Below are 26495 nucleotides of genomic sequence, written 5' to 3'. Positions count from 1 at the left end.
GGGTCATTACGATCTGGCAAGGCTGGTGCGCTAGCCTGTACCGAACAATGGCGTCGCGCCGATCACGGGGTGGCGCCAGCCGTTGCGAAGCCGGGTGAGATGCACGCGGGCAACCTCGTCCTTTACACCGACCAGCAACCGGTCCGCTCCGATCTCCTGGGCGCCCTGCAGGGGATCGCCCCCTGTACGGTGCTGGGCGCCTCGGAGACCCCGCCCCCCGGCCCGCATCGCGCGCTCGTGGTCGATCTCGACTTGTTGCAGCCCTCGCCGCTGACCGGCCTGCGGGCCATCATCGCGAACGCACCCGGCCTGCCGCGTGTGTTTCTGATGCGCAGCATGGGGCAGCGCAGCCTGTCGGCGGCCCGGGGGCTCGGATCGCGCCTCTGCCTGCCTGCCGAGACGCCGGTCGACACCATCGTGGCGGCCCTTCGGACCCAGATCGGATCAGCGGAGCGGGAGCGACTGAAGCCCGGCCCATCCCCCGTCGCCAGGGCCGCCGGTGCGACGGGCGCGGTCATCGCCGATCTGTTCGATGCCGCCCGCAGATCGGGGGCTGTCGATGCCGCGCGGATCGACGAGGGCCTGGAACCGGTGATCGAGGCGGTCGGCGTCGGTGGCCTCGGGTCCTGGCTGGCGACCGTTCGGGCTTACGACGACGCCACCTACCAGCATTGCCTGCTGGTGACCGGTCTTGCGGCGGCCTTCGCGATCGATCTCGGCTTCTCGGTGGCGGACCGCCAGCAGCTCGTGCGCGCCGCCCTTGTCCACGATGTCGGTAAGGCCCGGATCCCCCTGGAGATCTTGAACAAGCCGGGCCCGCTGGACACGCACGAGCGGGCCGTGATGCGCGAGCATGCGGCTGTCGGCCACGCGATCCTGATCCAGGCCGGCGGGTTCGACGAGCCCGTGCTCACCGTGGTCCGTCATCACCACGAGATGCTCGATGGTACAGGCTACCCGGACGGGCTGCGGGGTGATTCCATCCCCGACATCGTCCGGCTCATCACGATTTGCGACGTCTACGCGGCCCTGGTCGAGCGCCGTCCCTACCGGGCGCCCCTGCCGGCTGTCGCCGCCATGGGGATCCTTCGGGGCATGGAGGGCAAGCTGGACTCAATTCTGGTTCACGCCTTTGCGCGTGCAGTCGAAGGGTCCTGATCGATCAGCGGGCGCCCGGTCTCACGTTGATCACCGGGTCGCGCAATGACGTTTCTCGAAAGCCGCCGGCTACGCAATTCGATTGCGCCGTCCTCGGTCAGTCGCGGAAACAACGCAAACACGCGGCGGAACGTCCGCGATACGATAGCCATCGCTGCGAGGGATGCAGCGAAGGAGATCTGACATGGCGCATTCGGTCACCTCCGCTGAAGTTGCGGCGATGATGACAGATCTTGCGGTGTCGGCGCGTCATGCGCCGGAGGCCTATCTCGCCGCCGCGCGGAAGACGCTGTTGCGGCTCCTGTCCCGGCCGGAACTCCTCGATCCGTCCCGCCTCGTCGGCCAGGGCGAGGGCCTCAGCCGCAACCTGCTGTTCGGTACCGAGACGATCAGCGTGTGGGCGATGGTGTGGGCGCCCGGCACGGTGACGCCGGTGCACGATCATCACTGCTCGTGCTGCTTCGGGCTGCTGCGCGGTTCGCTGCGTGAGACGTGGTATCGGCCGATCAGCGCCACGCATGCGGTCGCGACCCTGGACACCGTCCGCCAACCCGGCTTCGTCGCCTGTATGATGCCCTCAGGGCCGAACCTGCACCGGATCGCCAATGACGGGCCGGAGGCTGCGGTCTCGATCCACGTCTACGGCTACGATCACCGGGCCCAGGCTTCTTCGATCCACCGGACCTACGAAATTGCCGCGGGCTGAGGCGTCACTTCTGCCTCACCCCACGTAAAGCGTCGGGACCGCGGTCGTGTACTTCATCTCCTCCATGGCGATGGAGGACGACAGGTTCGAAAACTCGAGCTTGGCAATGAGCCGCTGATAGACGGCGTCGTAGGCCTCGATGTCGGGCACAACGATGCGCAGCAGATAATCGATCTCGCCGGTCAGGCGCCACGCCTCGACGATCTCCGGGAAGTCGGCCACGATCCTGCGGAACGCCTCGGACCAGTCGGCGGCGTGGCGCGGCGCCTTCACAGCCACGAACACCGTCGTCGGCACGTTGACCTTGCGGCGGTCGACCAGCGCGACCCGGCCGCGGATCACCCCGGAGGCTTCGAGCTTCTTCACCCGGCGCCAGCACGGCGCGGCGCTGATGCCGACCCGCTCGGCGAGCTCGGCCACGGGCAGCGTCGCGTCCTGTTGGAGGATGTCCAGGATCTTCCGGTCCACCGCGTCCATGCGATCCAGGCTCCTGTCCCGCGGGTCCCAGCGCTACAGGACGAAGTGCTTCGAGAGCTTGAGCCCCTGCGCCTGATAGTTCGAGCCGGCGCCCGCGCCATAGAGGGTCTCCGGCACGTCGAGCATGCGCTCGTAGACGAGGCGGCCGACGATCTGGCCATCCTCCAGCAGGAACGGCACGTCGCGCGAGCGCACCTCCAGCACGGCGCGCGCCCCTGCGCCCCCCGCCCCGGCATAGCCGAAGCCCGGATCGAAGAAGCCCGCATAATGGACCCGGAACTCGCCGACCAGGGGATCGAACGGCACCATCTCGGCGGCGTGGTCCGGCGGGACCTGCACGGCCTCCTTGGAGGCCAGGATGTAGAACTGGCCGGGATCAAGGATCAGGCTGCCCGATCCGTCGGCCGCCAGCGGCTCCCAGAAGTCGGCCGCGCGATGGCGACCGGGGGCGTCGACATCCACGAGCCCGGTGTGGCGCTTCGCCCGGTAGCCGATCAACCCGTCGAACCCGGCGAGGTCGACCGAGACCGCCACGCCCCCCTGGAGGGACGGATTGCCCACATCGACCAGGGCCGAGCGGGCGTGGAGCAGGCCGAGCTCGGTCTCGTTCAGCCGCGGCGCCCCGCGGCGGAAGCGAATCTGGGACAGGCGCGAGCCGGTGCGGACCAAGACCGGGAAGGTGCGCGGCGAAATCTCGGCGTAGAGTGGGCCGTCATAGCCTGGCTCGACCTGATCGAAGGCCTCGCCCCGGTCGGTGATCACGCGGGTGAACACATCGATGCGCCCGGTGGAGCTTTTGGGATTGGCCGCCGCTGCGAGGTCGCCGGGCAGCGCCAGACGCTCCTGCAACTCCGCGATGTAGACGCAGCCGGTCTCGAGAACCGCGCCCGGCCGCAGGTCGATCGTGTGCAGGGCCAGGCGTTCGACGCAGGCCTGCACCGTGCGGCCGGCCCCCGGCAGGAAGCTCGTGCGCACCCGGTAGGCGGTGTCGCCGAGGCGCAGGTCGATGCTGGCCGGCTGAATCTGATCGGCCGCGAACGGGCTCCCGGTGCGGATCCCGCCCGCCCGCGCCAGCGCCGCGATGGCCTGAGCCGGCAGGATGCCGCTTCGGCTGCCGGCGTCCGCATGGGACCCGTCCGTGGCTGCACCCGCTGTCATCGCGCCTATACCTCTCTTGCGCGCCGCCGGCCGGTCCGCGTCCGCCTCCGTTTTCCTCCGGGACTGGCTAACGCGGCCTTAACCGGTCCCTCCCCCCATCACAGCGTAGCCGAAATAGGACAGGCCGAAGCAGCGGACCCGTGCGCGCTTCGTGGCCGCGCGAGGTAGTCAGCCGCAATTGACGGGGATTCCACAGCCAACTACCACGGCGCAGGAACCGCGTTTCATTCTGCTTCGCGAATCGTACCGTCCGCAAGAAGGGCCAAATAGGGCGATGTACAAGGCCGAGACGCGGGGAATTAGTGTCACCGTCCAGTCTCGCTTCGTCGAAGAGGAATCTTCGCCGGGTGAGAGTCGCTATTTCTTTGCCTATACGGTCGAGATCGTGAACAACGGTAGCGAGCAGGTCCAGCTCCGCTCGCGCCACTGGCGCATCATCGACGGGCACGGCTCCTGCCAAGAGGTGCGTGGCACAGGCGTGGTCGGCAAACAGCCCGTGCTGGAGCCCGGCGAGTCCTTCTGCTACACGAGCGGATGCCCGCTCAACACGCCCGACGGGTTGATGGCCGGCAGCTACACCATGGCGACGGTGGCCGGTGAGAGCTTCGAGGCTGAGATCCCCGCCTTCTCCCTCGACAGCCCGCACGTCCGCCGCAGCCTGCATTGAGGCCCTGGCCTGGGGCCTCGCCCCGGAGGAACCCATGCCTGCGACCGGCGAGCGGCTGAGCCCGCTCGACATGCTGGCCCGCCTCGTGTCGTTCGACACCGAGAGCGACAAGTCCAATCTCGCCCTGATCGATTCGGTCTGCGCCTACCTGGACGGGTGGGGCGTGCCGTACCTGCACCTGCCGAACGCCGCCGGCGACAAGGCGGCTATCCTCGCCACGATCGGCCCGATGGTCGACGGCGGCGTTGTGCTCTCCGGCCATACCGACGTGGTGCCGGTGGCGGGGCAGGCCTGGAGCACCGACCCGTTCACCCTGCGCGTTGCCGACGGCCGGGCCTACGGGCGGGGTGCCGTCGACATGAAGGGGTTCGACTCCCTCGCGCTCGCCCTGGTGCCCGACATGCTGGCGGCCGACCTGAAGCGGCCGATCCACATCCTGCTTTCCTACGACGAGGAGACCACCTGCCTCGGCTCGATGGACGGGATCGTCCGTTTCGGCAAGGACCTGCCCCGGCCCGCTGCGGTGATCGTCGGCGAGCCGACCGGCCTTGAGGTGGCGGACGCGCACAAGAGCATCGTAACCTGCCTCACCACCGTGCATGGCCGCGAGGCCCATTCGGCCCGGCCCGCGCTTGGGGCCAATGCCGTGTCGGCCGCCTGCGAACTGGTGGCCGGGCTCAACCGGATCGCCGACCTGATGATCGAGCGGGGTGACGCATCCGGCCGGTTCGATCCGGCCGCCACCACGGTCCATGTCGGGACGATCCGGGGCGGAACTGCCCGCAACATCATCGCCAAGGAATGCCGCTTCCATTGGGAGTATCGCGGCCTACCGGACCTCAACCCGGCCGAGATCCCACGGCTCTTTGCCCAAGAGGTGGAGCGGGTGATTCGGGAGCGGCTCAACCGCTACGGCGATTTCGGGCGGATCGAGACGCTGGAGGAGGTCGACATCCCGGGCCTCGCCCCCGATCCGGGCTCGGCGGCGGAGCGGCTGTGCCTGCGGCTCGCCGGGCGCAACCGCACCGTGGCGGTGCCCTACGCCACCGAGGCCGGCCAGTTCCAGGCGGCGGGGCTCCCGACCGTCGTCTGCGGCCCCGGCGACATTGCCCAGGCGCATCAACCCGACGAATTCATCACCCTGGACGCCCTCGGCCAGGGCGAGCGGTTCCTGCGCGACCTGATCGGAGCCTGCGCGTCATGAAGGCGCTCACCGACATCACCATCAAGCTGCGGCCGCTGGAGAGGGAGGACCTGCGCTTCGTCCACCAGCTCAACAACAACGACAGCATCATGCGCTACTGGTTCGAGGAGGCCTACGAGTCCTTCGCCGAACTGCAGCAGCTCTACGAGCGCAACATCCACAATCAGGGCGAGCGCCGCTTCATCGTGGCCGATCCGAGCGGTGAGCCGGCCGGGCTGATCGAGTTGGTGGAGATCAACCACCTGCACCGACGCTGCGAGTTTCAGATCGCGATCCACCCGGGCTTCCAGGGCCGGGGCTACGCGTGGCAGGCGACCCGGATCGCCATGGATTACGCGTTCAGCGTGCTCAACATCCACAAGCTCTACTTGCACGTCGATCGCGAGAACGCCCGGGCCGTGCGCATCTACGAGCGTTGCGGCTTCCACCCCGAGGGGGTGCTGAAGGACGAGTTCTTCGTGAACGGGCGCTATCGCGACGCCGTGCGGATGTGCCTGTTCCAGCCGGATTATCTCAGGGCTCGCGGCGGCGGCGACATCGCGGAACCGGTGCTGAAAGTTTAAGGGAGGGGCTCGGATAGCCCCTCCCTAGGATAATTCTGGCCCGATCAGTTGCGCCCGTCACCCGGCTGACTTCCGGTCCGCCCGCCGCCCATGTTGCCAGAGCCGTTGGCATTGCCTTGCATGCCGCCGCGCTCACCGCCCGTCCGGCCACCCTCCGCGCCGGACTTCATGCCACCCTGCGCGTTGCCGCGGTCGGAGGCGTTTCGGATGCCGTCCTGCTGGTTGCCGTGCATCTCGCTGTTGCGCATGCCGTCGTTCCGGCCGTTGCGCTTAGCGTTACGCTCCATGCCCCGTTCGTTCCCGCGATCTGTCCGTCCGGCGTTACGGCCGTTGTCGCGACCCTCAATCCGCGAGGCGTTGCGGATGGCGTCCCGATCCCGCTCACCGCCATTATCGAACCGGGCGCCCGCGCGCTGCTCCGAGCGGAAGCTCGCGCTGACGGCAGTCCCGCCGCTGAGGCGACGATACTCATCCGAACCGTAACGGACCCGCCGGCCGTGGATCGTCACGAAGCGCTCCTCCTGCACCGTGACGAGGCGGCGATACTTGGGGGAGCCGTAGAGGACCCGCTGGCCGCGAACCACCACGTAGCGGGCGCGGGGGCCAGTCTCGCGGACGCTGACGAGACGGCGATACTCCGGCGAGCCGTACAGGACGCGCTGACCGCGGATGACCACGTAGCGCTCCCGCGGGCCGCGATTCTCGGTAACAAGGAGTCGGCGGTACTCGGGCGAACCGTACACGATCCGGCGGCCGCCGATGAACACGAATCGGCCCTCGCGGCGTAAGCCGCCCTCAACCCGTCTCGAGCGCACGTCGGTCCGGCTGAAGACATCAGTGTTCGCGCGGACATCGACGCGGTCGCCCCGGCGATCACCGCGCTCAGCGCGGGCGCCGTCGCGGTCTCCGCGGGTATTCCGGTCGGCGGTCCGAGCATTATCGCGGTCGCCTCGCTCAGCGCTGGCGCGATTGCCGCGGCTGCCCTGCTCGCGGTCCTGCGCGGTCCGGCCCTCGCCGCCGGATCTACGGCCCCGCTCGGCCTGAGCCGGGCCGGCATTCCGGTCGGCGGCTTCGCTGCTCTGCATGCCGCCGCGCTCGCCACCAACCATCCGGTCGCCCCCGGCGCCGGACTTCATGCTCGACTCGGCGCTGCCCTGGCCCCCGCGGCCGGCCGTTCCAGGTCCCCGCTCGGCCCCGCCCGGCTGTTGCGCGTAGACCGAGGTGCTCATCAGCAGCGCGGCCAAACCGATCGACACTCTCCGCATGGCGTTCCTCCAATGTTGAATCTGCCACGCAACGTCGAAGGTCTGAAAACGGTTCTGGCCAAGTGTACGAAAAATTCGCGCAACGAATACCGATATTTCTGCGTTTCGCGAGATAAGCTTGACCGTTGATAGGCGAGGAAATCCTCCCTGATCGGCGATCGGGCCGGTTTCTACTGTTTCGGCTGGTCGGCGATCTCAGCCTCGACCATCTGCGGATCGAGATCGTAGCGCCGGGAGCAGAATTCACAGGTGATGACGATGCGGCCGTCATCCGCCACCATGTCGTGCCGCTCCTGAGGGGAAAACGAGCGGATCATGCCCAGCACGCGCTCGTGGGAGCAGCGGCAAGTCTCCTTTACCGGCTGACGGTCGAATACCCGCACGCCACGCTCGTGGAACAGCCGGTAGAGCAAGCGCTCGCTCGACAGATTGGGATCGACCAGTTCGTGATCCTCGATCGTGTTGACCAGGGAACGCGCCTCAACCCAGGCGTCATCCTCGGGTGCCTCACCCGACAGGTGCAGGTGCCCCTCCGGGATGTCGCCGGGCGGCAGATCGGCGAGGCGGGCGCGATCGATCGATTGCGGCAGGAACTGCACGAGCAGGCCTCCGGCCCGCCAATGCCCTGCCCCCTCCTCCACGGCCTCGGCCACCGCGAGGCGGACCTCGGTCGGGATCTGCTCGGACTGTCGGAAATACTGGTGGGCGGCCTCCTCCAGGCTCTGCCCCTCGAGGGCGACGACGCCCTGGTAGCGGCTGGTGGTGGTACCCTGGTCGATGGTCATGGCAAGGTGCCCGGCGCCGATCAGGTCGGCATCCTTGAGCGGGCCGGAGCCCAGGGCGGTGACGCGCTCGGCGTCAAACCGCGCGGTGGCGCGCAGGCGATCGGGCGCCTCGAAGTCGACCACGATCATCGCCACCGGACCGTCGGTCTTGGTCTGGAGCTGAAAGCGGCCCTCGAATTTCAGGGAGGAGCCGAGCAGCACGGTCAGCGCCGCCGCCTCGCCGAGCAGGCGCGCCACCGGGTCCGGATAGCCGTGCCGGCGCAGGATCGTGTCGACGGCAGGCCCAAGCCGGACGATACGCCCGCGCACATCCAGTGCTTCTACGGCGAAGGGCAGCACGGCATCGTCGTCGCCCGCATGACCGTTGCTGGCGAGCGATTGTGTTGGGGTTCCTGAGGTCATGCCCTCTCCGATCGATTTGCCCGGCGAGACGGGGATCCGTCATCGCAGCGAGCCGAACGTCGTGAGGGGCTGACCTGCGCGGGGCGATCCCTCACCCCGCCCGGACCCTGCGGCAGAACGGGCGCGCTGCGCCACGCCCGTCGCCGGGATGCCGCCTGTCGGCAGCCGTGATGGGGATACGGGCCGCGCGTGCCGCCCGCCCAGTGCTATATGGTGCGCCCGAGCCGCGGGCGCGAGCCCGGACTCAGAGCCCGCCCGCGCGCAGGCACCAAGCCAAGATGCCCTTCTGCGCATGCAGGCGGTTCTCCGCCTCGTCGAACACCACGGAGCGGGGGCCGTCCATCACCTCGGCGGTCACCTCCTCGCCGCGATGGGCCGGCAGGCAATGCATGAAGACCGCGTCCGGCTTGGCCGCCGCCATCAGCTTGGCGTTGACCTGATAGGGGCTCAGCAGGTTGTGCCGGTGGGCCTCGTCGTCGTCACCCATCGAGACCCAGCAATCGGTGACGACCGCATCCGCGCCGTCCACGGCCGCGAAGGCATCCGTGGTGACGTTGAGCCTGGCGCCCTCCTGCGTGGCCCAGGCGATCAGCGCGGCCGGCGGTGCCAGTTCCGGCGGGCTCGCCACGTTGAGGGTGAAATCGAACCGGGCCGCCGCGTGGACCCAGCTCTCCAGCACGTTGTTGGCATCCCCCGACCACGCCACGGTCCGGCCCTCGATCGGTCCGCGATGCTCCTCAAAGGTCAGCACGTCCGCCATGATCTGGCAGGGATGCGAGATCTTGGTCAGCGCGTTGATCACCGGCACGGTGGCGTGTTCGGCCAACTCCAGCATCTGCCCGTGATCGAGGATGCGGATCATGATCGCGTCGACGAAGCGCGACAACACCTGCGCGGTGTCGCCGATGGTCTCGCCCCGGCCGAGCTGCATCTCGGAACCCGTGAGCATCAGCGTCTCGCCGCCGAGCTCGCGCATCGCCATGTCGAAGGAGACGCGGGTTCGGGTCGAGGGTCGGTCGAACACCATCGCCAGGGTCTTGCCCGTGAGCGGGCGCTCGGCGGCGCGCTCGCCTTTCCGGCGTACCGCCTTGATCGCGGCGCTGGCATCGAGGACCCGGCGCAGCTCCGCCCCGGAGAAATCCTTGAGGTCGAGGAAATGACGGGGGCCGGCACTATTCGGGTGCGGGGCCTGGGCCTTCGCCCGGCCGTTCATCTGGGCTTTCATCGCGTCACAATAACTAGAGTCCGCTCAACGATCACCTGATCATGAACCGTACTCTACCTCCTTGTAGGGGCATTTCCGTCAGGCACGGCGGAATCGACCGTGTCCGGAAACGCTTCGGGCCACCCGCCGCGGGGCGGCGGGCGGTGTTCACGGGTCCCGGGCTCGGGCCTACTCGGCCGCGCCGCGCACGGCCTCGAATTCGGATGCGGCTGCGTCCAGGCGCTGGACCGCCGCGTCGATCTCGGCCGCGCCGATGGTCAGCGGCGGCAGCAGGCGGACGATGTTGTCGCCCGCCGGGATCACCAGCAGATGCACGTTGCGCGCCGCGGCGGCGAAGTCGGTGTTCGGCACGCCGAGCTTGAGCCCGAGCATCAGCCCCTCGCCGCGGATCTCTTCGAAGACGTGCGGATGCCGATCGCGAAGTGCTGCGAGCTTCTGCTTGAGCAGCAGGCCGGAATGGGCCACCTGATCGAGGAAGCCCTCGCCCAGCACCACGTCCAGCACCGCGTTGCCCACCGCCATGGCGAGCGGGTTGCCACCGAAGGTGGTGCCGTGCGTTCCCGCAGTCATGCCGCGAGCGGCCTCGCGCGTGGCGAGGCAGGCGCCCATCGGAAAGCCGCCGCCGATGCCCTTGGCGGCGCTCATGATGTCCGGGGTGATGCCCGACCATTCATGGGCGAACAGCTTGCCGGTGCGGCCGATGCCGGTCTGGACCTCGTCCATGATCAGGAGCAGGCCGTTGGCATCGCAGAGTTCGCGCAGGCGCCGGAGATCGGCGTGGGGGATCACCCGCACGCCGCCCTCGCCCTGGATCGGCTCGATCATCAGCGCGGCCGTCTCCGGTCCGATCACCGCCTCGAGGGCCGCCCAGTCGCCGGCGGGGACCTGATCGAACCCCTCCACCTTGGGCCCGAAGCCCTCCATGTATTTCTGCTGGCCGCCGGCCGCGAGCGTCGCCAGCGTCCGCCCGTGGAAGGCGCCCGCGAAGGTGACGATGCGGTAGCGCTCCGGATGGCCGCCGACCGCGTGGTACTTCCGGGCGATCTTGATCGCCGCCTCGTTGGCCTCGGCCCCCGAGTTGCAGAAGAACACCACGTCGGCGAACGTCGCCTCCACGAAGCGCTGGCCGAGGCGTTCGCCCCCGGGGATCTCGAACAGGTTCGAGGTGTGCCAGATCCGATTCGCCTGTTCGGTCAGCGCGCCGACGAGGTGGGGATGGGCGTGGCCCAGCGCGTTGACCGCGATGCCGGCGCCGAAATCGAGGTATCGCTCGCCGCCCTCCGTCACGAGCCAAGCGCCTTCGCCGCGCTCGAAGGCGAGCGGCGCGCGGACATAAGTCGGCAGAAGGGCTGACGTCACGGGTCCCATCTCCGTTTATCGATCGATCCCGGAGCAAGCGTTAGCCGGCTCCAAATGAAAGTGCCGCCTCAGTCAGGGGCGGCACGCGCGCGATTACTATGAAAGCGTGCGGTCCTGTCAACGATTCAATGTTCACCGCACCCGCGCGGCAGGTCTGCGCGATGCTTCGGAACACCCAAATTCTACCCGTCGCATGGGCGGCACCCCTTGCCTGAAAGGGTCCGGCCATGCTCCTGCTCCGGCGGATTTGGATCAGCGACGGAGCCTGCGATGAGCGCGATCAAGGAACGCCTGCAGACGCTCGGTCTCACCCTGCCGAAGGCGGCAGCGCCGGTGGCCAATTACGTGCCGTTCGTTCGCACCGGCAACCTCGTGGTAATCTCCGGGCAGATCTGCTTCGGTGCCGACGGCACCATCGCGGCCGAGCACAAGGGTAAGGTCGGCGGCAACGTTTCGGCGGAGGCGGGCAAGGACGCGGCCCGGCTCTGCGCCCTGAACATTCTCGCCCAGCTCGAGGCCGCGGTGGGCGATCTCGACCGCGCTCTGGTCCAGTGCGTGCGGCTCGGCGGCTTCATCAACGCGGCGCCGGGCTTCTCGGCGGTGGCCGGGGTCATGAACGGCGCCTCCGACCTCATGGTCGAGCTGCTGGGCGACCGGGGCCGCCACGCCCGCTCCACGGTCGGCGTCGCCGAACTCCCCCTCGACGCCGCCGTCGAGGTCGAGGCGCTATTCGAGGTCCGCTGACGGTGGCGGCCCCCGACTGGCTGACCGCGCGGCCGATCGCCCATCGCGGGCTGCACGACCGGGCTGCGGGCCGGCCGGAGAACACGCTGGCCGCGGCCCGGGCGGCGGTTGCGGGCGGCTTCGCCATCGAATGCGACGTGCAGCTCAGCCGCGACGGCGAGGCGATGGTGTTTCACGACGCTGCGCTGGGGCGCCTCACGCAGGCGAGCGAGGCGGTGTCGGAGCGCTCGGCCGCCGATCTCGGCACTCTTTCGATCGCCGGGACCGCGGAGACGATCCCGACCCTGCAGGCCTTCCTGGCGGCCATCGGCGGGGCGGTGCCCGTGGTGGTCGAGGTGAAGTCCCGCTACGACGGCGACCTGCGGCTCGCCACCCGTGCCGCGGAGGTTGCGGCCGCCTATGACGGGCCGGTGGCATTGAAATCCTTCGATCCGCAGGTGGTCGCGGCCCTGCGCGCCCTGTGCCCGACGATCCCCCGGGGGATCGTGGCGGAGACGACGCAGGACGACCCGGTCTACGCGGCGCTGCCGCCGAGCCTGCGCCGGGCACTCTCCGACCTTCTGCATTTCGCCGAGACCCGTCCCGACTTCCTGTCCTGGCGGGTGGACGACCTGCCCTGTGCGCCGACCTTCCTGTGCCGGCTGCTCGGGCAGATCCCCGTGATGGCCTGGACGGTCCGGACCGAGGATCAGCGCACCCGCGCGGGCGCGCATGCGGACCAGATGGTGTTCGAGGGCTTCGTGCCGTAAATTTTCCTACGGATCATCCGATTCGAGCTCTTTCGATGCAAACCGTCACACGCGATTCCACTGAGATGCAGCCGCAATGCGTCCGGTTCTGCGGGGCGGCGGCCATAGCCGTGCTCCTGCTCGCGGCGGCCCCCGCTTCGGCCGCCGGACCGTGCGAGGGCTCCACCCAGGCCGATCTCAACGAATGCGCGGCGGCCGATTACGGGACCGCCGATCAGGCGCTGAATACCGTCTATGGCCAGCTGATGAAGAAGATCGGCCCGAAGGCGAAGGACGGCCTGCGGGCGGCGCAGAAGGCCTGGCTGCCGTTCCGCGACGCGACCTGCGCCCTGGAGACGATGGGCCTTGAGGGCGGCTCCGCCTATTCGATGGAATACGACGGCTGCCGGAAGGGGCTGACCGATCAGCGGATCAAGGTCCTCAAAGGGTATCTCAGCTGCAAGTCGGACGAGATTTCCTGCGTCGGTCAGATGACCGAGTGAACGGTATGGCGGCCGGGATGCGCTGGCGCGGCGCTTCTTATGCTCGTTCCCGGATCAGGTTCCGCTGGCGCTTCACCTGTCCGGGAGAAGGGCGTGTGCCGTAACGAGCCTCACGGAAGCTTGTGCAGGCTATCGAGGAAGGCCGAGACCTCGCGGCGACTCCACGATGCGCCGTTCGCCCAGAAATTTAGAAGCGCGGCATGGTTCAAGCGCACCCAAGCGACGACCAGTGGCGCAGCCGCCCGGGAAGCCGGCGTCCGGACGAAATCCTCCCGGACCTTCGGATCCGCTTCGATGGAAACGATCAGGCAAGGCAGCATCCGCCCGGCCCGGCCGGGATACCACTTCACGCGCGGCCCGTGGGAACCGAGCGCGGTCGAGACGAAGATCGTGCCGGGGACGTTGGTATCCTGCGAGTCGAGATTGCTCATCTCGCACAGCACGTCCTCGGCGAAATCGTCCGGTGGATGCCGGTCGGTGCCCGTATGGATCGCGAGGTCTGCGGCGTGCCGGGTCATGGTGATGCACTTCGGTCCCGGATTCTCAAGACCGGATGGTGTGACGTCCGCCCCCGTCTGACAAGGGCGGCTACCCCGCCGCGCGCATCCGCCCGCTTGCTCCTGCCCGGACAGGGATTAGACTCGGTCCTATGAAACAAGCACCCGGGCCGACGCCGGAAACCCCCACGCTCACCGTGCGGGCGCTGCCCGGACTGAAGGAGATCGGCGCGGCGGAGTGGGATGCCTGCGCCTTCTCCGCCGAGACCTTGGCGGCGGGCGACGAGACCCACAACCCGTTCGTCTCCCACGCCTTCCTGTCGGCGCTTGAGGATTCCGGCTGCGTCTCGCGCCGGACCGGCTGGCTACCCCTCCACGTCTCGGTGGAGCGTGATGGCGAGCGGCTCGGCGTCGTGCCCTGCTACCTGAAATCGCACAGCCAGGGCGAATACGTGTTCGACCACGGCTGGGCCGACGCCTACGAGCGCGCCGGCGGATCCTATTATCCGAAGCTCCAGGTCAGCATCCCGTTCACGCCCGTCACCGGTCCGCGTTTCCTGATCGCGCCGGGGGCCGATCCGGACGAGGCCACGGCCGGTCTCGTCGCGGGGCTTCGCGCGTTGCGGGGCGAGACCAAGGCCTCCTCGATCCACGTGACTTTCATGCCCGAGGCCGAGTGGGACCGGGCCGGCGCCGCGGGCTTCCTGCAACGCACCGACCAGCAGTTCCACTGGGAGAACGATGGCTACGCCACGTTCGACGACTTCCTCGCAGCCCTGGCCTCCCGGAAGCGCAAGAACATCCGCAAGGAGCGCCGCGACGCGCTGGCCCCCGGCATCACGGTTGAGCACCTGACCGGCGCGGACATCACCGAGGCCCACTGGGATGCGTTCTATGCGTTCTACACGGACACGGGCTCCCGGAAATGGGGCCGGCCCTACCTCAATCGGAAGTTCTTCACGCTGTTGTCGGAGCGTATGGCCGACCGGGTGCTGCTCGTGATGGCCAAACGTGCAGGCGACTATATCGCCGGGGCCATCAACCTGATCGGCGATACGGCGCTTTATGGCCGCAACTGGGGCTGCATCGAGGACATCCCGTTCCTGCATTTCGAGGTCTGCTACTATCAGGCGATCGATTTTGCGATTCGCAGGGGCCTGAAGCGGGTCGAGGCGGGGGCGCAGGGGGAGCATAAGCTCGCCCGCGGCTATCGGCCGGTGCTGATGCACTCGGCCCACGACATCGCCGACCCGGCGCTCCGCCGCGCCGTGGCCGATTACTTGCAGCGGGAACGCGCCCACGTCGCCGAGGCGGTGGACGTTCTCGATACCTTGACACCGTACCGACGGACGGACGATGGCGCCTCCTGTGACGGCGTGGAGCCTGCCACGACAGCTTCCCCCGAGAGTACCTGAAACATGAGTCCGATCGACCACATCAAAGCCTATGCCGACGAGCTGACGGCTCTGCGCCGGGACCTCCATGCCCATCCGGAGCTCGGTTTCGAGGAGGTGCGCACGTCCGGCATCGTCGCCGACATGCTGGAGACGCTGGGCTGCGAGGTGCATCGCGGAATCGGCGGCACCGGGGTGGTCGGCCTGCTCAAGGGCCGCACCGATAACGGGCGCCGGATCGGCCTGCGGGCCGACATGGACGCCCTGCCGATTGAGGAGGAGACCAATCTCCCCTACCGCTCGACCTATGCGGGCAAGATGCACGCCTGCGGCCATGACGGCCACACCACGATGCTGCTCGGCGCCGCCCGCTACCTTGCGGAGACGCGCAACTTCGACGGCACCGCGGTGTTCGTGTTCCAGCCCGCCGAGGAGGGCCGCGGCGGCGCCCGGGCCATGCTGAAGGACGGGCTCTTCGAAAAATTCCCCTGCGACGAGATCTACGGCCTGCACAACCAGCCGGGGGGCGGCGCCGGCACGATCAAGCTGCGGCCCGGGCCGATCATGGCGGCGGCCGACTTCTTCGACATCCACATCCGCGGCAAGGGCATCCACGCCGCCCAGCCGCACCGGGGCACCGATCCGATCATCGTCGCCACCGGCCTCGCCCAGGCGCTGCAATCGATCGTGTCGCGCAACGCCGATCCACTGAAGTCGATCGTGCTGTCGATCACCCGGATCGAGGCCGGCTCGGCCTACAACGTCATCCCGGAGACCGCGCACCTCGCCGGGACGATCCGCACCTTCGACCCGGAGATCCGGGCGCTCGCCGGCACGCGCATGCGCGAGCTGGCGGCGGGCTTCGGCACGGCTTACGGCGCCGAGGTCACGGTCGATTTGCAGGACGTGTTCTCCGTTCTGGAGAACGCCCCGGAGCAGGCTGCCGCCGCCACCGAAATCGCGACTGAACTGCTTGGGGCCGACAAGGTCGAGCCGAACGTCACGCCCAAGATGGGCAGCGAGGATTTCGCCGACATGACCATGGCGGTGCCCGGTGCCTATGTCTGGCTTGGCGCCAATCCGGGCCCCGGCCTGCACAATGCCGGCTACAACTTCGATGATTCGATCATCCCGGTCGGCAGCGCGTTCCTGGCCCGGATGGTCGAGCGCCGCACAGCCGCGTGAGGCTCGGGGACACCGCGGCGGCGCGGTGTCTTCTACGACGTTCGCGTGTCGGTTCCTGCCACGCGTGCCCTGCCCCCCTGACGCGTGCAGGTGATCGGTCCCGACATCTCAGTCGAGGTTCACATCCTGACGGATCTGCGCGTTTCCCCTCCCCCTTGTGGGGAGGGGTCAGGGGTGGGGGTGGTGCAGATGGCACCGTAGCGCTCGATCCTGCACGACCCTCACCTCCTGCTCCTTCCCCTCGTGGCTGCGGGCTAAGCAGGTTTGATGTCTCGGCGGGCTGAGGCGCAAGCTTGAAGGGGCGCGGGGCCCTCTCCCGAGCGGGAGAGGTCTGCACTCGCAGAGAGCCGGGTGAGGGACGAGAACCTTCCGAAAGAGACTCCTCCTGACCGCACGTCGATGGCGTGTTCAGTTCTGACGCTTCTCAGCCCTCACCCCAACCCTTCCCCGCACGGGAGAGGGGGGCGGTCGTGCTCCGTCATCAGCCTCAAGCCCCAAACCTGTGAAGCCCGGAGCCACGAGGAGAGCGAATTGAGGCCCTTAATCTCCGCGTTTGCTATGCTGCGGCCTTGATCCGCAGCGCCGCCATCGCCCGCGCGAAGACCGCCGGTTCGTTGAGGGCACGGGCCAGAACGATGGCCCCCTGGATCTGGACGACGATCTCCTCCGCCAGGGCTATGCTCCCCGCCGCGTCACGGCCCGACCGTTCCAGGGCAACGGCCAGGGCCGCAACCCAGCGCGCAAAGTAGCTCCGCACCGCCTCGCCGAAGCGGTCGCGCTCCGAGCCGAGCGCCACGACCCCCACGAGGCAGACCCGCCGGCCGGAGCGAAAATAGGTCTCGACCGCGTCGAACATGGTCGACACCGCCTCGGCGGGTTGTCTCGCCTCACGGAGGGGTGCGTAGAGGTTGGCCTCGAACCACCCGTCGATCTCTGCCAGCACGCAGGCCGCCATCTCGGCCTTCCCGCCGGGGAAGAGGTTGTACAGGCTCCCCTTTCCGAGGCCGGTGGCTCGGCTGATCGTTGCGAGGCTGGCCCCCTCGTAGCCGTGCTCGCGAAACACCTCCGCGAGCCTCTGGAGCGTTTCGGCCCGGCCGGTCACCGCGGTCAGAGGCCGAGATCGGTGAGGCCTGGATGATCGTCGGGCCGGCGGCCGAGCGGCCAGTAAAATATCCGGTCGGATTCGGTGATCGCCAGATCGTTGATGCTGGCGATCCGGCGCCGCATCAGGCCGTGGGCGTCGAACGCCCAGTTCTCGTTGCCGTAGGAGCGGAACCACCGCCCCTCCGCATCGTGCCACTCGTAGGCGAAGCGCACCGCGATCCGATCGCCGCCGAAGGTCCAGACCTCCTTGATCAGGCGGTACTCGCGTTCCTGCGCCCACTTGCGCGCGAGGAACGCCACGATGGCTTGGCGCCCGGTCAGGAACTCGCTGCGGTTCCGCCAGACGCTGTCCGGCGTGTAGGCGAGCGAGACACGCTCGGGATCGCGCCCGTTCCAGGCATCCTCGGCCATGCGGGCCTTCTGGGCGGCGGTCTCGGCGGTGAAGGGGGGAAGGGGCGGACGGTCGGACATCGTTCGGGTCTCCAGCGTTTGTACCGATCGGTACAAGCTGGCCGCCCGCCGTGCCGCCTGTCAAACGATTTCTACGCTTACCCGTGATCGTCGGCCTTCGGCCCGGAACGCCGAGGGTGAGGCTCCGACCTGTCTGCGGAACATGCCCGCGAAGGCGCTCAGGCTCGCGTAACCGAGGGTCAGGGCTGTCTCGGTGACCGACCGCGCAAGGTGCGGCCCTCCGAGACAAAGGCGATATCGGTCCGCATCGCGCGCCGGGTTCGGTCAAACGCAGCGTCAGATCCGCCAAGCTGTCGGGCGCGCGGCTCCGATGCAAGTCGACAGGCGGCGGCTTCGGTGCGTATCTCGGCGTTTCGCGGGATCGCGAGCCACGAGGCAGTGAGATCGGGCAGGCCCATGTCGCCGGAAGTACGGGAATCGCGCACCGCGCTCATCCTGCTGGCCGTGTCGGTCGGCGCCGTGCTGCTCTTCGGTGCGTTCACGCTGCTGACGCAGATCGGCTAGCCGCGTCCGGGCCTCACTGGACCAGCACGGCCTGGCTGCAGAGCACGCCGTCGATGTCGATATCCGCGTAGCCGAGGTGCAGGCCGAGGCTCCGGAGGGTGCTGTCCAGCACGAGGTCAAGGGCCGGCGTCAGGGCGGCGAAGGTCGCGCTGAGCGGCGTCTGCAGCAGCGGGCCCAGGCCGATCGGGTTGATGTTCAACGTCAGGCTGTTCAGCAGGCTGCCGGTGAGGGACTGGGTCAGACCGGTCGACGACACCGTTTTCACCGTATGATTGGCGATGTCGGCCTCGTTGAAGACGAGGGTCTGTGTGGTCGATCCGATGGTCGCCACGGCACGTCCCGTCACGCTCACCGGAGGGAGCAGGAGCGCGATCAGGGTCGCCGGCTGCGACAGGTTCGGACCGGTGCTGCCGCCGGTGATGGCGCTGCGCGCGACGTTGGCCACTGCCAGGGTTGCGAGGCCGGTCTGGGCGCTGATCGTGACCTGACGCGCGCCGCCGATGCAGCTCAGCGCCTGGAGCGTCGCCTGCGCGGGTGCGACCTCGGCGTAGATGGGTATCGTGAGCGTTCCCAAACCGAGGGGGGCAGAGGCCGTGGCCTCGATCAGCAGCCGGGTCTGCGCCGTCTGGATGGTCGCGTTCGGCCCCCCCGGCCGGACCCAGCCCGAGCTGCGGCGGCGCTCGCCGATCGCCACGGTCAGGCGGGTGGAGAGAAGGCCCGGGATCGTGGCCCCCAGATCGACCGAGATCTGCGTCTGGCCATTCGCCAGCGCGGCGGTGGCGCCCAGGACACTCATCACATCGACCGAGGCGCCAGCGAGACCCCTCTGAGGCGCCAGCGCTGCGGCGTCGCCGAGGGGATCCACTTGGCCGATCGGGACCGTGGGACCGGCATTCGGCAGCGCGTTCAGGATGCCCGTCAGGGCATTGACCGCGCCGCTGTTGCCTTGCGCGGCGACCCGAAGCGCCATCAGGACCTGCCCGACGCTGGCATTGGCCTGCGCGAGGTCGGTGTAGTTCGCCGCTGCCAGATTCAGGCTCGTCGCCAGGGCATCGAGAACCCGCAGCCCGTCGACGCGCGTGCCGAGCAGGGCATTGTAGTCGCTGACGCTCAGCGACAGCTGTGCGCCGAGCATCGCACCGAGCAGGGCATTGGTGATGCCGTTGCTGACTTGCAGCGTGCCCGATCCGATGCTGAAGGCCGCGAATTGCGCGCTGGCGGCGGTCCCGACGACCCGGAGCGGAATCGACCCGGCAAGCCCGATTGTCCGTCCGAAGGTGATCGGTACCGCCGTCGACAGCCCGACCCGAACGGCGTTGGCCGGGCTCGACCCCGGGTGAAAGCGGTTGGCAGGTGCAACCCCTGGTACGCTCGCGTCGTAGGTGCCGGGATCCACCGTGGCGACCGCGCTGCCGTAGCCGTTGTCGCCCAGCGATCGGCGCGCCATCGTGTTGGCCTGGGTCGGATCGATCGCCCCCATCATCGCGGCGATGTCGGCCGCCGCCTGCGCCTTGCGCCGTTCCTGGAACACGAGGCCCAGATCGACCCCGACGGCGCCGGCCGCCAACAGGAACGTGCTGCCGAGCGCCACGAGAATCGCAACGTTGCCGCCGCGCGCCGTGCCGAAGCGGCGCAACCGGTTCCGGATCCAGCCGATCACAGACCCCCCTTCCGCACGCTGATGGTGCTGCGAAGGATGGTGGGCAGCATCGGGAGCAGGCTCGAAAAGGCGTTGATGCCCAGGGAGGCGGTGTTGGCGGAGAGCGTGACGGTGTAGATCGTCGCGTCGTTGGGGTCGGATCCGACCTGCACGGCAACGCTGCCCGGCCGGAACATCGCGCCCGTGCTCAGGCTGCGGTTCACGGTGTTCTGCGCGAGGGTCGCACGCTCCGTGTCGGTGATGCCGGCCACCGACGCGCGCGCCGCTTCCGCAGCGATCTGGCGCAGGTTGTGGGCCGCGCCGAGGCAGATCCCGAGCATGCCGATCCCGGCGAAGAGCACCAGGAGCAGCGGTGCCACGAGGGCGAACTCCACCGCGGAACTGCCGCTGCGGCAGGCGAGTCTGGTGGTTGTCGGGCGATGGAGCAGGCGTCTGATGCCCATCGGTCTACCTCTGAGAGTTGTGCTCGATTTTCCCTTTCAATCTATCGTGGCGCTCGAATCCTAACCAAGGGTTGTGTATTCAAAATAAGAACGCGGTAAATAACGGTATTCAGCCGCGTCAGATTGCGACAGACGCGCGCAGCTCGCCGATCCCGGCCGGGTCGAACGCAACGCTTTTGACGATGGCGTGGACCGGCTGTCCGATCGCGAGCCCGAGATCGCGGACGGCCGCCCGGGTAATGCGCGCGACGAGATGCGCGTCGTGGCAAGCGATCTCCACGGCCATTTCGGTGCCCGAAGCGCTCATTCCGCTGATTCGACCGGCCAGGATGTTGCGCGCGCTGAGGCCCTGGGGCGGTGCGGTCGCGATCAGCACGTCGCGGGCGGGGATACGCACGCGCAAACGCGTCCCGACCGGGCGCGCCAGCCCCGGCACCAGCAGGCGCCCCGCAGCGCCGGTGAGGCGCGTGAGGCCGGTGTCCGGATCGATCGCCTCCACCACCATGTCCAGCAGTGCGCCGGCTTCGGCGTCGTGGACCGGCGCGAGATCGGCCCGGCGCAGGATCGCTTCCGCGGGTCCGGCGGCGGCCACGCGGCCCGCCTCCAGCACGACGACCGTGGTGGCGAGTCGCGCGACCTCCGAAACCGCGTGACTCACATAGACGATCGGCACGCCGGCCTCGTCGCGCAGGCGCTCGATCGCGGGGAGGATCTCGGCCTTGCGGGTCTCGTCCAGGGCCGCGAGGGGCTCGTCCATCAGCAGGAGGCGCGGCCGGGCCAGGAGCGCCCGTCCGATGGCGACCCGCTGGCGCTCGCCGCCGGAGAGCCCGGCGGGCCGGCGATCGAGCAGGTGACCGATGCCGAGCATGCCGACCACCGCCTCGACATGCGCGGGGTCGGCCCGGTGGCGGGCAAAGACGCGACCGTAGGCGAGGTTGGTTCGCACGCTGAGATGCGGAAACAGCCGCGCGTCCTGGAACACCACGCCCACCCGTCGGCGATGGGGCGGCAGGAAGAGGCCGATGCCCGTATCGACCAGCGTGGTGCCGTCCACGACGATCCGACCTCGATCGGGCCGGGCGAGCCCGGCGATCAGGTCGATCAGCGTGGTCTTGCCTGAGCCCGAGCGCCCGAACAGCGCCGTCAGACCCGGCCCGGCCTCGAAGGCCGCGTCGAGCGCGAAGGCGCCGCGGCGCAGGGTGACGTCGACCTGGATGCTCACGCGCAGCGACTCGGGTAACCAACCGGGCGGCGTGGTCCTGCGTTGGCGTCGTACCCGATCACGTTGGACACGTTAAACGACAGTGCCACCGTCGCCGAGTGAGGCGCGGGTCCCCTCTGCCATGCGGGACAGGTCTGCTTTCGCAGAGAGCCGGGTGAGGGATGCGAACTTTCAGCACGAGGCATCCCCTGTCGGCGCCTCGAGAGTGCGCTCGATCCTGTGGGTTCTCGTCCCTCACCCCAACCCTCTCCCGCGCGCGAGAGGGGGCCGGTCGCGCGTGCCAACCTGTCTGGAGACGTGTGTCGTGTACGGTGCGCGTTGCAATCGTGCGCGGCACTCACCTCTTGAGGTGACGCGCCCTCTTGGGCCGAACCGGTGCCCGCTTCGGCGGAGAGCGCTCCAGCGGGGACAGAATCGCGATGATCACGGTCCATCATCTCGAAAACAGCCGCTCGCAGCGTGTGCTCTGGCTGCTGGAGGAACTCGGGCTGGCCTACACGGTGAAGCGCTATGCGCGCGATCCCCGAACCATGCGGGCGCCGCCGGACCTCGTCGCCATCCACCCGTTGGGCAAGGCGCCCGTGATCACCGACAACGGGGTCGTTGTCGCGGAGACCGGGGCGATCGTCGCCTACCTGACCGAGACGGCGGGGGGCGCCCTGGTGCCGGTGGCCGGGACGGAGGCCCGCAGGCGCTACATCTATTGGTTGCATTACGCGGAAGGGTCGGCGATGCCGCCGCTCCTGCTGAAGCTGATCTTTTCCCGCCTTGCGCCGGGTAGCCCGTGGCTGCTGCGACCCCTCGTTCGCCGGATCACCGGGACGGTACTGCGTGGCTTCGTCGATCCCGACCTGCGGCGGCATGCAGCGTTCTGGGAGGCGGAACTCGCCGATGGTCCCTATGTCTGCGGCGCGGATTTCACCGCCGCCGATATCATGATGAGCTTCCCGCTGGAGGCGTTCGCGGCCCGCGGCACCGGGGCGGGGCCGCGGGTCCTGGCATGGCTGGAGCGTATCCACGCGCGCCCCGCTTATCGCCGGGCCCTGGAGGCGGGCGGTCCCTACGCGTATGCCGGCACCGGCGGATCGCCGCCGACCGGGTGATACGGCGCGCGCCGCGGGCTGAGAGAGGGGCGGGACGGAAGTAGCCATCTAGCCCGCGCCCAGCTTTCGTCCCAGCCGATTGGCCAGGAACTCGGAGGCGAGCAGCGCCGTCACCGAGATGGCGATCGACACCAGGGTGAGGCGGAGCGCCGGCCCCTCCCCGCCCGGAACCTGGGTCAGCGTATAGATGGCCGAGGGCAACGTCTGGGTCTCGCCCGGGATGTTCGACACGAAGGTGATGGTGGCGCCGAATTCCCCCATCGCCTTGGCGAAGGCCAGCACGGCACCCGCGATGCAGCCCGGCAGGCTGAGCGGCAGCGTGACGGTGAGGAAGACCAACAGAGGGCTCGCGCCCAGCGTCCCGGCCGCCTGCTCGATCCGGCGATCCACAGCCTCGATCGACAGCCGCATGGCCCGCACCATCAGCGGGAAACCCATGATCGCGCAGGCCAAAGCCGCCCCGGTCCAGCGGAACGCCAGGACGACCCCGATCTCCGCCAACAGGCTTCCGACCGGGCCCCGACGGCCGAAGGCCAGGAGCAGCAGGTAGCCGGTCACCACAGGGGGCAGGATCAGCGGCAGGTGAACCAGCCCGTCGAGGAGCGCGCGCCCTGGAAAGCGGCGCCGGGCCAGGAGCCATGCGGTCGCGAGGCCGGGCCCGAGGCTCGCGAGCGTCGCGACTGAGGCCACCTTGAGGCTCAGGGCGACGGCGGTCCACTCCGCCGGGGTCAGGTCCAGCATGGCGGGGCTCCACCCGCTACCGGCCGGCAGCGGGGGCCTCGACCACCGAGAAGCCCTGGCGCTCGAAGGCGCTTCGAGCCGCCGGGCCGCGCAGATTGCGCAACAGGACCGCGGCATCGGGGTTACGCGCGTCCTGGATGACGGCCGCCGGGTAGACGATCGGCGGATGGCTGTCGGGCGGGAAGGTCGCCAGCACCTGCACGCTGGGATCGGCGGCCGCGTCGGTGGCGTAGACGATGCCGAGCGGTGCTTCGCCCCGGGCGACCAGCAGAAGGGCCGCGCGCACATTGTCGGCCTGGGCCACTTGCCCCTTCACGGCTTCCCAGGCGCCCAGCTTCTCCAGGGCGGCCTTGCCGTACCGGCCGGCCGGGACGGCATCGATCGTCGCCATAGCGAGCTTGCCGCTGCCGAGCAGTTTGGTCAGCGTCGTGCCGAGATCCGGAGCCAGCGCGACCCGGGGATCGGAATCTTCTGTCTTCGGGCCTGGGGCGATCAGAACCAGCGCGTTGCGCAGCAGGTCGACCCGCGAGCCCGGCTTCAGCAGGCCGGCCCGGGCCACATCATCCATCCAGGCTTGGTCCGCCGAGATGAACAGGTCGGCGGGCGCGCCCGCCTCGATCTGCTTCGCGAGGGTGTTCGAGCCCGCATAGGAGATCCGTACGGACTTCCCGGTTTCCTTCGCCCAAGCCGCGGTCGCATCGTCCAGCGCGTCCTTGAGGCTGGCCGCAGCGAACACCACGACGGGATCTCCCGCCCGCGCGGCGTGGGGCGCTGAGCCGAACGCCAGAGCCCCGAGGGGGAGCGCCACGAGGATGCGTCGGGTCGGGCGCATGGCCGAAGGTCCCCTTTGTCGCCGTCCGCTATATCCGGCCGGGTATGACGGGGAGCATAAACGCCGCTTGATGCCCGGCCAAGAACCGGTGCCCTGCCCGGCGACGTGCGCGCGTGCGGCGTTCAGCCATGCGCCGGGTCGCGGGGCTCTTTCGGAGCATTTTCCGCGCGATGCAGGCGGCTCAGCAGGACGAGAAGGTGCCCCGGCAGTGGCCCATCGGGTGTCGGGCCGCCGAAGAGCCGTTCACGCGGCGGCCGCGCAGGCGCCGACGGCTCGGCGACGACCACGGGCCCGAAGCGGCCGGAACGTCTGGACTTGGTCACGCGGTACGCACCCTGCTTCATCGCGTTTCACGTCGAAAGCCGGCCGAAAACGTCGCTCCGCGAAGCGGGTTCCGCTCGGTTGCGCGGTCGCCTGTGGTTAACGTGTGCGCACGATGCCGCATTGCTGTGCGTGCGCGGTGGCGATTCGTGGTCCGGTCTTTCACCAGGTCCGGAGGTCGCGCCGCTCAGGCGATCCGGCCTCCGGCAGCGGGGTCATGCCGGCCGCCACGACGAGTGCCCACAGCCACGCGGCGCACGTGGTGGCACAGGCAAGTGCGGCACTGATGAAGAAGGGGGCGGTCATCGACTATGCGTGCCTGCCAAAACTGGCGCGCCAACTCACGAATGAGTGGCGTGCCGGAGTTGAGGGGTCTGGCTTTGGGAAGCCGAGACTGTCTAATCATACATTCCGGACCGAGATAGTGATTTAGAACATCAACGAAATGAGTATTGCCGCTTGTGTCTCCCGCGCAACAAATCGCGCCGCGACCGTGAGGGCACGGGCCGGTCCCGCCCGGCGGCGTCGGTTTTTTCGCGTCGGCATCCGCTTGCCCCCTGTGATGTCGCGCGCGTCGGCGTTACAGCCCGGACCCATGCTGGAAGGTTTGCCGCCCCATCGCCCGTCCCACGTCCTGTGCCTGCTGACCGACGAGCGCTCGGCGCGGGCCATGACGGATCTTCTGGGCGAGATGTTCGATCCCACCGAGACCGCCGTCGCGGCCTTCGAGGATGCGGACGGACGCACGTGGCGGCTCGAAGCCTATTTCGCGGATGCACCCGATGAAGACTACGTCCGCGCGCTGATCCGGCCGGTGATCGGCGACGCCGCCGACGCGGCGGAATTTCGTACGATCGACCAGCAGGATTGGGTGCGGGCCTCGCTGGAGGGGCTGAAGCCCGTCCGGGCCGGGCGCTTTATCGTTCACGGCTCGCACGACAGGGATGCGGTGCGCGCCAACGATCTGCCGATCGAGATCGAGGCGGCGCTGGCCTTCGGCACGGGGCACCACGGTACGACGCTCGGCTGCCTGCGGGCGCTGGTTCAGGTGCTGAAACGGCGGCGGCCGGCCCATATCCTCGACGTCGGCACGGGCACCGGGATCCTGGCCTTCGCGGCCGCCAAGGCGTTGCGACAGCCGATCGTGGCCGGGGATCTCGACGCGGAGGCGGTGCTCACGGCCCGCGAGAACGCCCGCGCCAACGGTCTCGGCCCCTATCTCAAGCTCTATCTCGGCCCCGGTGTGCGCCACCGCCTCGCTGCCCGTCCGCGTCATTTCGATCTGGTTTTCGCCAACATCCTGGCGGGGCCGCTGCGACTCCTCGCCCCCTCGCTGACGCGGGTGGTGGCCCCCGGCGGCGTATTGGTTCTGTCCGGCCTGATCGAGCGCGATGTCCCGGGCGTCCTCTCGGCTTACCGACACCAGGGCTTCGCCCTCGTGCGCCGCGGTCTGATCGAGGGCTGGGTCGCCCTCGTGCTGATGCGCGGCGGCGCGGCCGCGCGCCCCGTGCGACGCCTTCAGCGCTGAACCGCGCGCAGGCGGGCACGATCGGCCCGCGTAAGGTCTGAGCCAGTCCTCGACCCGTTATGTCCCCGCGGAGTATCTCTGATCGCTGCCCGCGCCCTCAGCGCGCGGCGCGGACCTTGCCGGGCGGGCAGACACGGTCGGATCCGGCCTCGGCCGGCTCCGGCGGGGTCGAATCCTGGAAGCACTGCGACACCGGCGCGCCGAGCGCCGCCATCAGGACACGCAGGCCCTCGATCCACTCCTCGACCTCCGCGAGCGACGCGAAGCCCTCCCGGCGAACGACAGTATCGGGTTCGACCGTCACGATGGCGTCGAAGCAGCCATCCGCTCTGTCGCTGATCCGGTAGTAAACGCGACGTGCCATGATCCCGAGATAGGCCAAAACCCACGGCGTGATAAGATTGTTCGCGATTTTTTCATGTTGAATAAGGTATGCGGGCCAGCCATTGCTGGGCTGCGCGCTGCATGACGGGTGCCGTCTGACAACCTGTACGGGCATCGTGCGCGCCCTCACCCTGCATTCCCGATGCCGGGTCGGTTGCCATG

Annotated in this window: 27 protein-coding genes and 1 pseudogene; 12 read left to right on the top strand and 16 right to left on the bottom strand. The window is 68.9% G+C overall.

Annotated features, from left to right (window positions below):
• The first annotated feature begins 69 nt into the window (after nucleotides 1–69).
• On the top strand, nucleotides 70–1158 hold the full coding sequence (locus MKK63_RS27485; protein ID WP_244007129.1) for an HD-GYP domain-containing protein: 1089 nt from the start codon (nucleotides 70–72) through the stop codon (nucleotides 1156–1158).
• A gap of 184 nt (nucleotides 1159–1342) precedes the next feature.
• Nucleotides 1343–1864, top strand: a complete 522-nt coding sequence (locus MKK63_RS27480; RefSeq protein ID WP_244007128.1) for a cysteine dioxygenase family protein — start codon at nucleotides 1343–1345, stop codon at nucleotides 1862–1864.
• Nucleotides 1865–1879: 15 nt separating this feature from the next.
• Here the strand turns inward: MKK63_RS27480 and MKK63_RS27475 are convergent, their stop codons facing one another.
• Together MKK63_RS27475 and MKK63_RS27470 are read right to left on the bottom strand one after the other, a co-directional pair.
• Nucleotides 1880–2341 carry an Lrp/AsnC family transcriptional regulator gene (locus tag MKK63_RS27475; protein ID WP_244007124.1) on the bottom strand — a complete coding sequence of 154 codons (462 nt, stop codon included), beginning with the start codon at nucleotides 2339–2341 and terminating at the stop codon, nucleotides 1880–1882.
• Nucleotides 2342–2374: 33 nt separating this feature from the next.
• On the bottom strand, nucleotides 2375–3499 hold the full coding sequence (locus MKK63_RS27470; RefSeq protein ID WP_244007122.1) for a 2'-deoxycytidine 5'-triphosphate deaminase: 1125 nt from the start codon (nucleotides 3497–3499) through the stop codon (nucleotides 2375–2377).
• A 274-nt stretch (nucleotides 3500–3773) separates the two neighbouring features.
• On the opposite strand from MKK63_RS27470, the gene apaG reads away from it, so the two are divergent.
• The 3 genes from apaG to speG are packed head-to-tail and all read left to right on the top strand — an operon-like array spanning nucleotide 3774 to nucleotide 5933.
• The gene (apaG, locus tag MKK63_RS27465) at nucleotides 3774–4166 is read left to right on the top strand and encodes a Co2+/Mg2+ efflux protein ApaG (RefSeq protein WP_243920488.1); all 393 of its coding nucleotides are present in this window, start codon (nucleotides 3774–3776) and stop codon (nucleotides 4164–4166) included.
• A 34-nt stretch (nucleotides 4167–4200) separates the two neighbouring features.
• Nucleotides 4201–5370 carry an acetylornithine deacetylase gene (gene argE / locus MKK63_RS27460; RefSeq protein ID WP_244007120.1) on the top strand — a complete coding sequence of 390 codons (1170 nt, stop codon included), beginning with the start codon at nucleotides 4201–4203 and terminating at the stop codon, nucleotides 5368–5370.
• Nucleotides 5371–5384: 14 nt separating this feature from the next.
• Complete coding sequence (gene speG, locus MKK63_RS27455) at nucleotides 5385–5933, top strand: spermidine N1-acetyltransferase (RefSeq protein WP_267427545.1); 549 nt, start codon at nucleotides 5385–5387, stop codon at nucleotides 5931–5933.
• 44 nt (nucleotides 5934–5977) lie between these two features.
• Here speG and MKK63_RS27450 read toward each other — a convergent pair whose 3' ends face one another.
• From MKK63_RS27450 to MKK63_RS27435, 4 genes are all read right to left on the bottom strand, one after another.
• Complete coding sequence (locus MKK63_RS27450; protein ID WP_244007116.1) at nucleotides 5978–7198, bottom strand: hypothetical protein; 1221 nt, start codon at nucleotides 7196–7198, stop codon at nucleotides 5978–5980.
• A gap of 170 nt (nucleotides 7199–7368) precedes the next feature.
• Nucleotides 7369–8385 carry an Hsp33 family molecular chaperone gene (locus MKK63_RS27445; protein WP_244007114.1) on the bottom strand — a complete coding sequence of 339 codons (1017 nt, stop codon included), beginning with the start codon at nucleotides 8383–8385 and terminating at the stop codon, nucleotides 7369–7371.
• 244 nt (nucleotides 8386–8629) lie between these two features.
• On the bottom strand, nucleotides 8630–9610 hold the full coding sequence (gene argF, locus MKK63_RS27440) for an ornithine carbamoyltransferase (protein WP_244007113.1): 981 nt from the start codon (nucleotides 9608–9610) through the stop codon (nucleotides 8630–8632).
• A 168-nt stretch (nucleotides 9611–9778) separates the two neighbouring features.
• Entirely contained in the window at nucleotides 9779–10969 is a 1191-nt protein-coding gene (locus MKK63_RS27435) for an aspartate aminotransferase family protein (RefSeq protein ID WP_244007112.1), read from the bottom strand.
• A 270-nt stretch (nucleotides 10970–11239) separates the two neighbouring features.
• Here MKK63_RS27435 and MKK63_RS27430 point away from each other — a divergent pair, with 270 nt between their 5' ends.
• Genes MKK63_RS27430 through MKK63_RS27420 form a run of 3 tightly spaced genes read left to right on the top strand, consistent with a single transcriptional unit; the run spans nucleotide 11240 to nucleotide 12944 of the window.
• Nucleotides 11240–11713, top strand: coding sequence for a RidA family protein (locus MKK63_RS27430; RefSeq protein ID WP_244007111.1), 474 nt, complete (start codon nucleotides 11240–11242; stop codon nucleotides 11711–11713).
• 2 nt (nucleotides 11714–11715) lie between these two features.
• Nucleotides 11716–12462, top strand: coding sequence for a glycerophosphodiester phosphodiesterase family protein (locus tag MKK63_RS27425; RefSeq protein WP_244007110.1), 747 nt, complete (start codon nucleotides 11716–11718; stop codon nucleotides 12460–12462).
• Between the two features lie 35 nt (nucleotides 12463–12497).
• Nucleotides 12498–12944: a lysozyme inhibitor LprI family protein gene (locus tag MKK63_RS27420; RefSeq protein WP_244007109.1), complete on the top strand. Its 447-nt coding sequence runs from the start codon at nucleotides 12498–12500 to the stop codon at nucleotides 12942–12944.
• A gap of 110 nt (nucleotides 12945–13054) precedes the next feature.
• On the opposite strand, the gene MKK63_RS27415 is transcribed toward MKK63_RS27420, so the two are convergent.
• Nucleotides 13055–13462 carry a hypothetical protein gene (locus MKK63_RS27415; RefSeq protein WP_244007108.1) on the bottom strand — a complete coding sequence of 136 codons (408 nt, stop codon included), beginning with the start codon at nucleotides 13460–13462 and terminating at the stop codon, nucleotides 13055–13057.
• Between the two features lie 131 nt (nucleotides 13463–13593).
• Between MKK63_RS27415 and MKK63_RS27410 the strand changes: the two genes are divergently transcribed.
• Both MKK63_RS27410 and MKK63_RS27405 read left to right on the top strand, forming a co-directional pair.
• Nucleotides 13594–14856: a GNAT family N-acetyltransferase gene (locus MKK63_RS27410; RefSeq protein WP_244007106.1), complete on the top strand. Its 1263-nt coding sequence runs from the start codon at nucleotides 13594–13596 to the stop codon at nucleotides 14854–14856.
• A gap of 3 nt (nucleotides 14857–14859) precedes the next feature.
• A complete protein-coding gene (locus tag MKK63_RS27405) occupies nucleotides 14860–16020 on the top strand; it encodes a M20 aminoacylase family protein (protein WP_244007104.1) in 1161 nt (386 codons plus the stop codon).
• A gap of 556 nt (nucleotides 16021–16576) precedes the next feature.
• On the opposite strand, the gene MKK63_RS27400 is transcribed toward MKK63_RS27405, so the two are convergent.
• The 6 genes and pseudogenes from MKK63_RS27400 to modC form a co-directional block, all read right to left on the bottom strand.
• Complete coding sequence (locus MKK63_RS27400; protein WP_244007102.1) at nucleotides 16577–17122, bottom strand: TetR/AcrR family transcriptional regulator; 546 nt, start codon at nucleotides 17120–17122, stop codon at nucleotides 16577–16579.
• A 5-nt stretch (nucleotides 17123–17127) separates the two neighbouring features.
• Nucleotides 17128–17595 carry a DUF1348 family protein gene (locus MKK63_RS27395; RefSeq protein ID WP_244007100.1) on the bottom strand — a complete coding sequence of 156 codons (468 nt, stop codon included), beginning with the start codon at nucleotides 17593–17595 and terminating at the stop codon, nucleotides 17128–17130.
• Between the two features lie 60 nt (nucleotides 17596–17655).
• Nucleotides 17656–17790, bottom strand: a pseudogene (locus tag MKK63_RS27390) (hypothetical protein); the annotation flags it as partial.
• A 322-nt stretch (nucleotides 17791–18112) separates the two neighbouring features.
• Nucleotides 18113–19759, bottom strand: a complete 1647-nt coding sequence (locus MKK63_RS27385; protein WP_244007098.1) for a TadG family pilus assembly protein — start codon at nucleotides 19757–19759, stop codon at nucleotides 18113–18115.
• Complete coding sequence (locus tag MKK63_RS27380) at nucleotides 19756–20202, bottom strand: TadE/TadG family type IV pilus assembly protein (RefSeq protein ID WP_244007097.1); 447 nt, start codon at nucleotides 20200–20202, stop codon at nucleotides 19756–19758. Before MKK63_RS27380 ends, MKK63_RS27385 begins: the two co-directional genes overlap by 4 nt.
• Nucleotides 20203–20320: 118 nt before the next feature.
• Entirely contained in the window at nucleotides 20321–21424 is a 1104-nt protein-coding gene (modC, locus tag MKK63_RS27375) for a molybdenum ABC transporter ATP-binding protein (protein ID WP_244007096.1), read from the bottom strand.
• A 419-nt stretch (nucleotides 21425–21843) separates the two neighbouring features.
• Between modC and MKK63_RS27370 the strand changes: the two genes are divergently transcribed.
• Nucleotides 21844–22527 (top strand): glutathione S-transferase family protein, encoded by a 684-nt coding sequence (locus MKK63_RS27370; RefSeq protein WP_244007095.1) that lies wholly within the window; start codon nucleotides 21844–21846, stop codon nucleotides 22525–22527.
• A gap of 48 nt (nucleotides 22528–22575) precedes the next feature.
• Here the strand turns inward: MKK63_RS27370 and modB are convergent, their stop codons facing one another.
• Both modB and modA read right to left on the bottom strand, forming a co-directional pair.
• A complete protein-coding gene (modB, locus tag MKK63_RS27365; RefSeq protein WP_244007094.1) occupies nucleotides 22576–23268 on the bottom strand; it encodes a molybdate ABC transporter permease subunit in 693 nt (230 codons plus the stop codon).
• 16 nt (nucleotides 23269–23284) lie between these two features.
• Nucleotides 23285–24100, bottom strand: a complete 816-nt coding sequence (modA, locus tag MKK63_RS27360; protein WP_244007093.1) for a molybdate ABC transporter substrate-binding protein — start codon at nucleotides 24098–24100, stop codon at nucleotides 23285–23287.
• A gap of 916 nt (nucleotides 24101–25016) precedes the next feature.
• Here modA and MKK63_RS27355 point away from each other — a divergent pair.
• Nucleotides 25017–25949, top strand: a complete 933-nt coding sequence (locus MKK63_RS27355; RefSeq protein ID WP_244007092.1) for a 50S ribosomal protein L11 methyltransferase — start codon at nucleotides 25017–25019, stop codon at nucleotides 25947–25949.
• A gap of 97 nt (nucleotides 25950–26046) precedes the next feature.
• Here the strand turns inward: MKK63_RS27355 and MKK63_RS27350 are convergent, their stop codons facing one another.
• The gene (locus MKK63_RS27350) at nucleotides 26047–26313 is read right to left on the bottom strand and encodes a hypothetical protein (protein ID WP_244007090.1); all 267 of its coding nucleotides are present in this window, start codon (nucleotides 26311–26313) and stop codon (nucleotides 26047–26049) included.
• Between the last annotated feature and the right edge of the window lie 182 nt (nucleotides 26314–26495).

This window comes from Methylobacterium sp. J-088 (genome assembly GCF_022829295.1).
In the GTDB taxonomy this organism is placed as follows: domain Bacteria; phylum Pseudomonadota; class Alphaproteobacteria; order Rhizobiales; family Beijerinckiaceae; genus Methylobacterium.
This window is presented reverse-complemented; position numbering and strand designations above follow the sequence as displayed.

What these genes read in the sequence shown, in the direction of transcription:
- MKK63_RS27480 (WP_244007128.1), top strand. Translation starts at nt 1,343, where the DNA reads ATGGCGCATTCGGTCACCTCCGCTGAAGTTGCGGCGATGATGACAGAT.
- MKK63_RS27475 (WP_244007124.1), bottom strand. Translation starts at nt 2,341, where the DNA reads ATGGACGCGGTGGACCGGAAGATCCTGGACATCCTCCAACAGGACGCG.
- MKK63_RS27470 (WP_244007122.1), bottom strand. Translation starts at nt 3,499, where the DNA reads ATGACAGCGGGTGCAGCCACGGACGGGTCCCATGCGGACGCCGGCAGC.
- apaG (WP_243920488.1), top strand. Translation starts at nt 3,774, where the DNA reads ATGTACAAGGCCGAGACGCGGGGAATTAGTGTCACCGTCCAGTCTCGC.
- argE (WP_244007120.1), top strand. Translation starts at nt 4,201, where the DNA reads ATGCCTGCGACCGGCGAGCGGCTGAGCCCGCTCGACATGCTGGCCCGC.
- MKK63_RS27450 (WP_244007116.1), bottom strand. Translation starts at nt 7,198, where the DNA reads ATGCGGAGAGTGTCGATCGGTTTGGCCGCGCTGCTGATGAGCACCTCG.
- MKK63_RS27445 (WP_244007114.1), bottom strand. Translation starts at nt 8,385, where the DNA reads ATGACCTCAGGAACCCCAACACAATCGCTCGCCAGCAACGGTCATGCG.
- argF (WP_244007113.1), bottom strand. Translation starts at nt 9,610, where the DNA reads ATGAAAGCCCAGATGAACGGCCGGGCGAAGGCCCAGGCCCCGCACCCG.
- MKK63_RS27430 (WP_244007111.1), top strand. Translation starts at nt 11,240, where the DNA reads ATGAGCGCGATCAAGGAACGCCTGCAGACGCTCGGTCTCACCCTGCCG.
- MKK63_RS27420 (WP_244007109.1), top strand. Translation starts at nt 12,498, where the DNA reads ATGCAAACCGTCACACGCGATTCCACTGAGATGCAGCCGCAATGCGTC.
- MKK63_RS27415 (WP_244007108.1), bottom strand. Translation starts at nt 13,462, where the DNA reads ATGACCCGGCACGCCGCAGACCTCGCGATCCATACGGGCACCGACCGG.
- MKK63_RS27410 (WP_244007106.1), top strand. Translation starts at nt 13,594, where the DNA reads ATGAAACAAGCACCCGGGCCGACGCCGGAAACCCCCACGCTCACCGTG.
- MKK63_RS27405 (WP_244007104.1), top strand. Translation starts at nt 14,860, where the DNA reads ATGAGTCCGATCGACCACATCAAAGCCTATGCCGACGAGCTGACGGCT.
- MKK63_RS27395 (WP_244007100.1), bottom strand. Translation starts at nt 17,595, where the DNA reads ATGTCCGACCGTCCGCCCCTTCCCCCCTTCACCGCCGAGACCGCCGCC.
- MKK63_RS27380 (WP_244007097.1), bottom strand. Translation starts at nt 20,202, where the DNA reads ATGGGCATCAGACGCCTGCTCCATCGCCCGACAACCACCAGACTCGCC.
- MKK63_RS27370 (WP_244007095.1), top strand. Translation starts at nt 21,844, where the DNA reads ATGATCACGGTCCATCATCTCGAAAACAGCCGCTCGCAGCGTGTGCTC.
- modB (WP_244007094.1), bottom strand. Translation starts at nt 23,268, where the DNA reads ATGCTGGACCTGACCCCGGCGGAGTGGACCGCCGTCGCCCTGAGCCTC.
- modA (WP_244007093.1), bottom strand. Translation starts at nt 24,100, where the DNA reads ATGCGCCCGACCCGACGCATCCTCGTGGCGCTCCCCCTCGGGGCTCTG.
- MKK63_RS27355 (WP_244007092.1), top strand. Translation starts at nt 25,017, where the DNA reads ATGCTGGAAGGTTTGCCGCCCCATCGCCCGTCCCACGTCCTGTGCCTG.
- MKK63_RS27350 (WP_244007090.1), bottom strand. Translation starts at nt 26,313, where the DNA reads ATGGCACGTCGCGTTTACTACCGGATCAGCGACAGAGCGGATGGCTGC.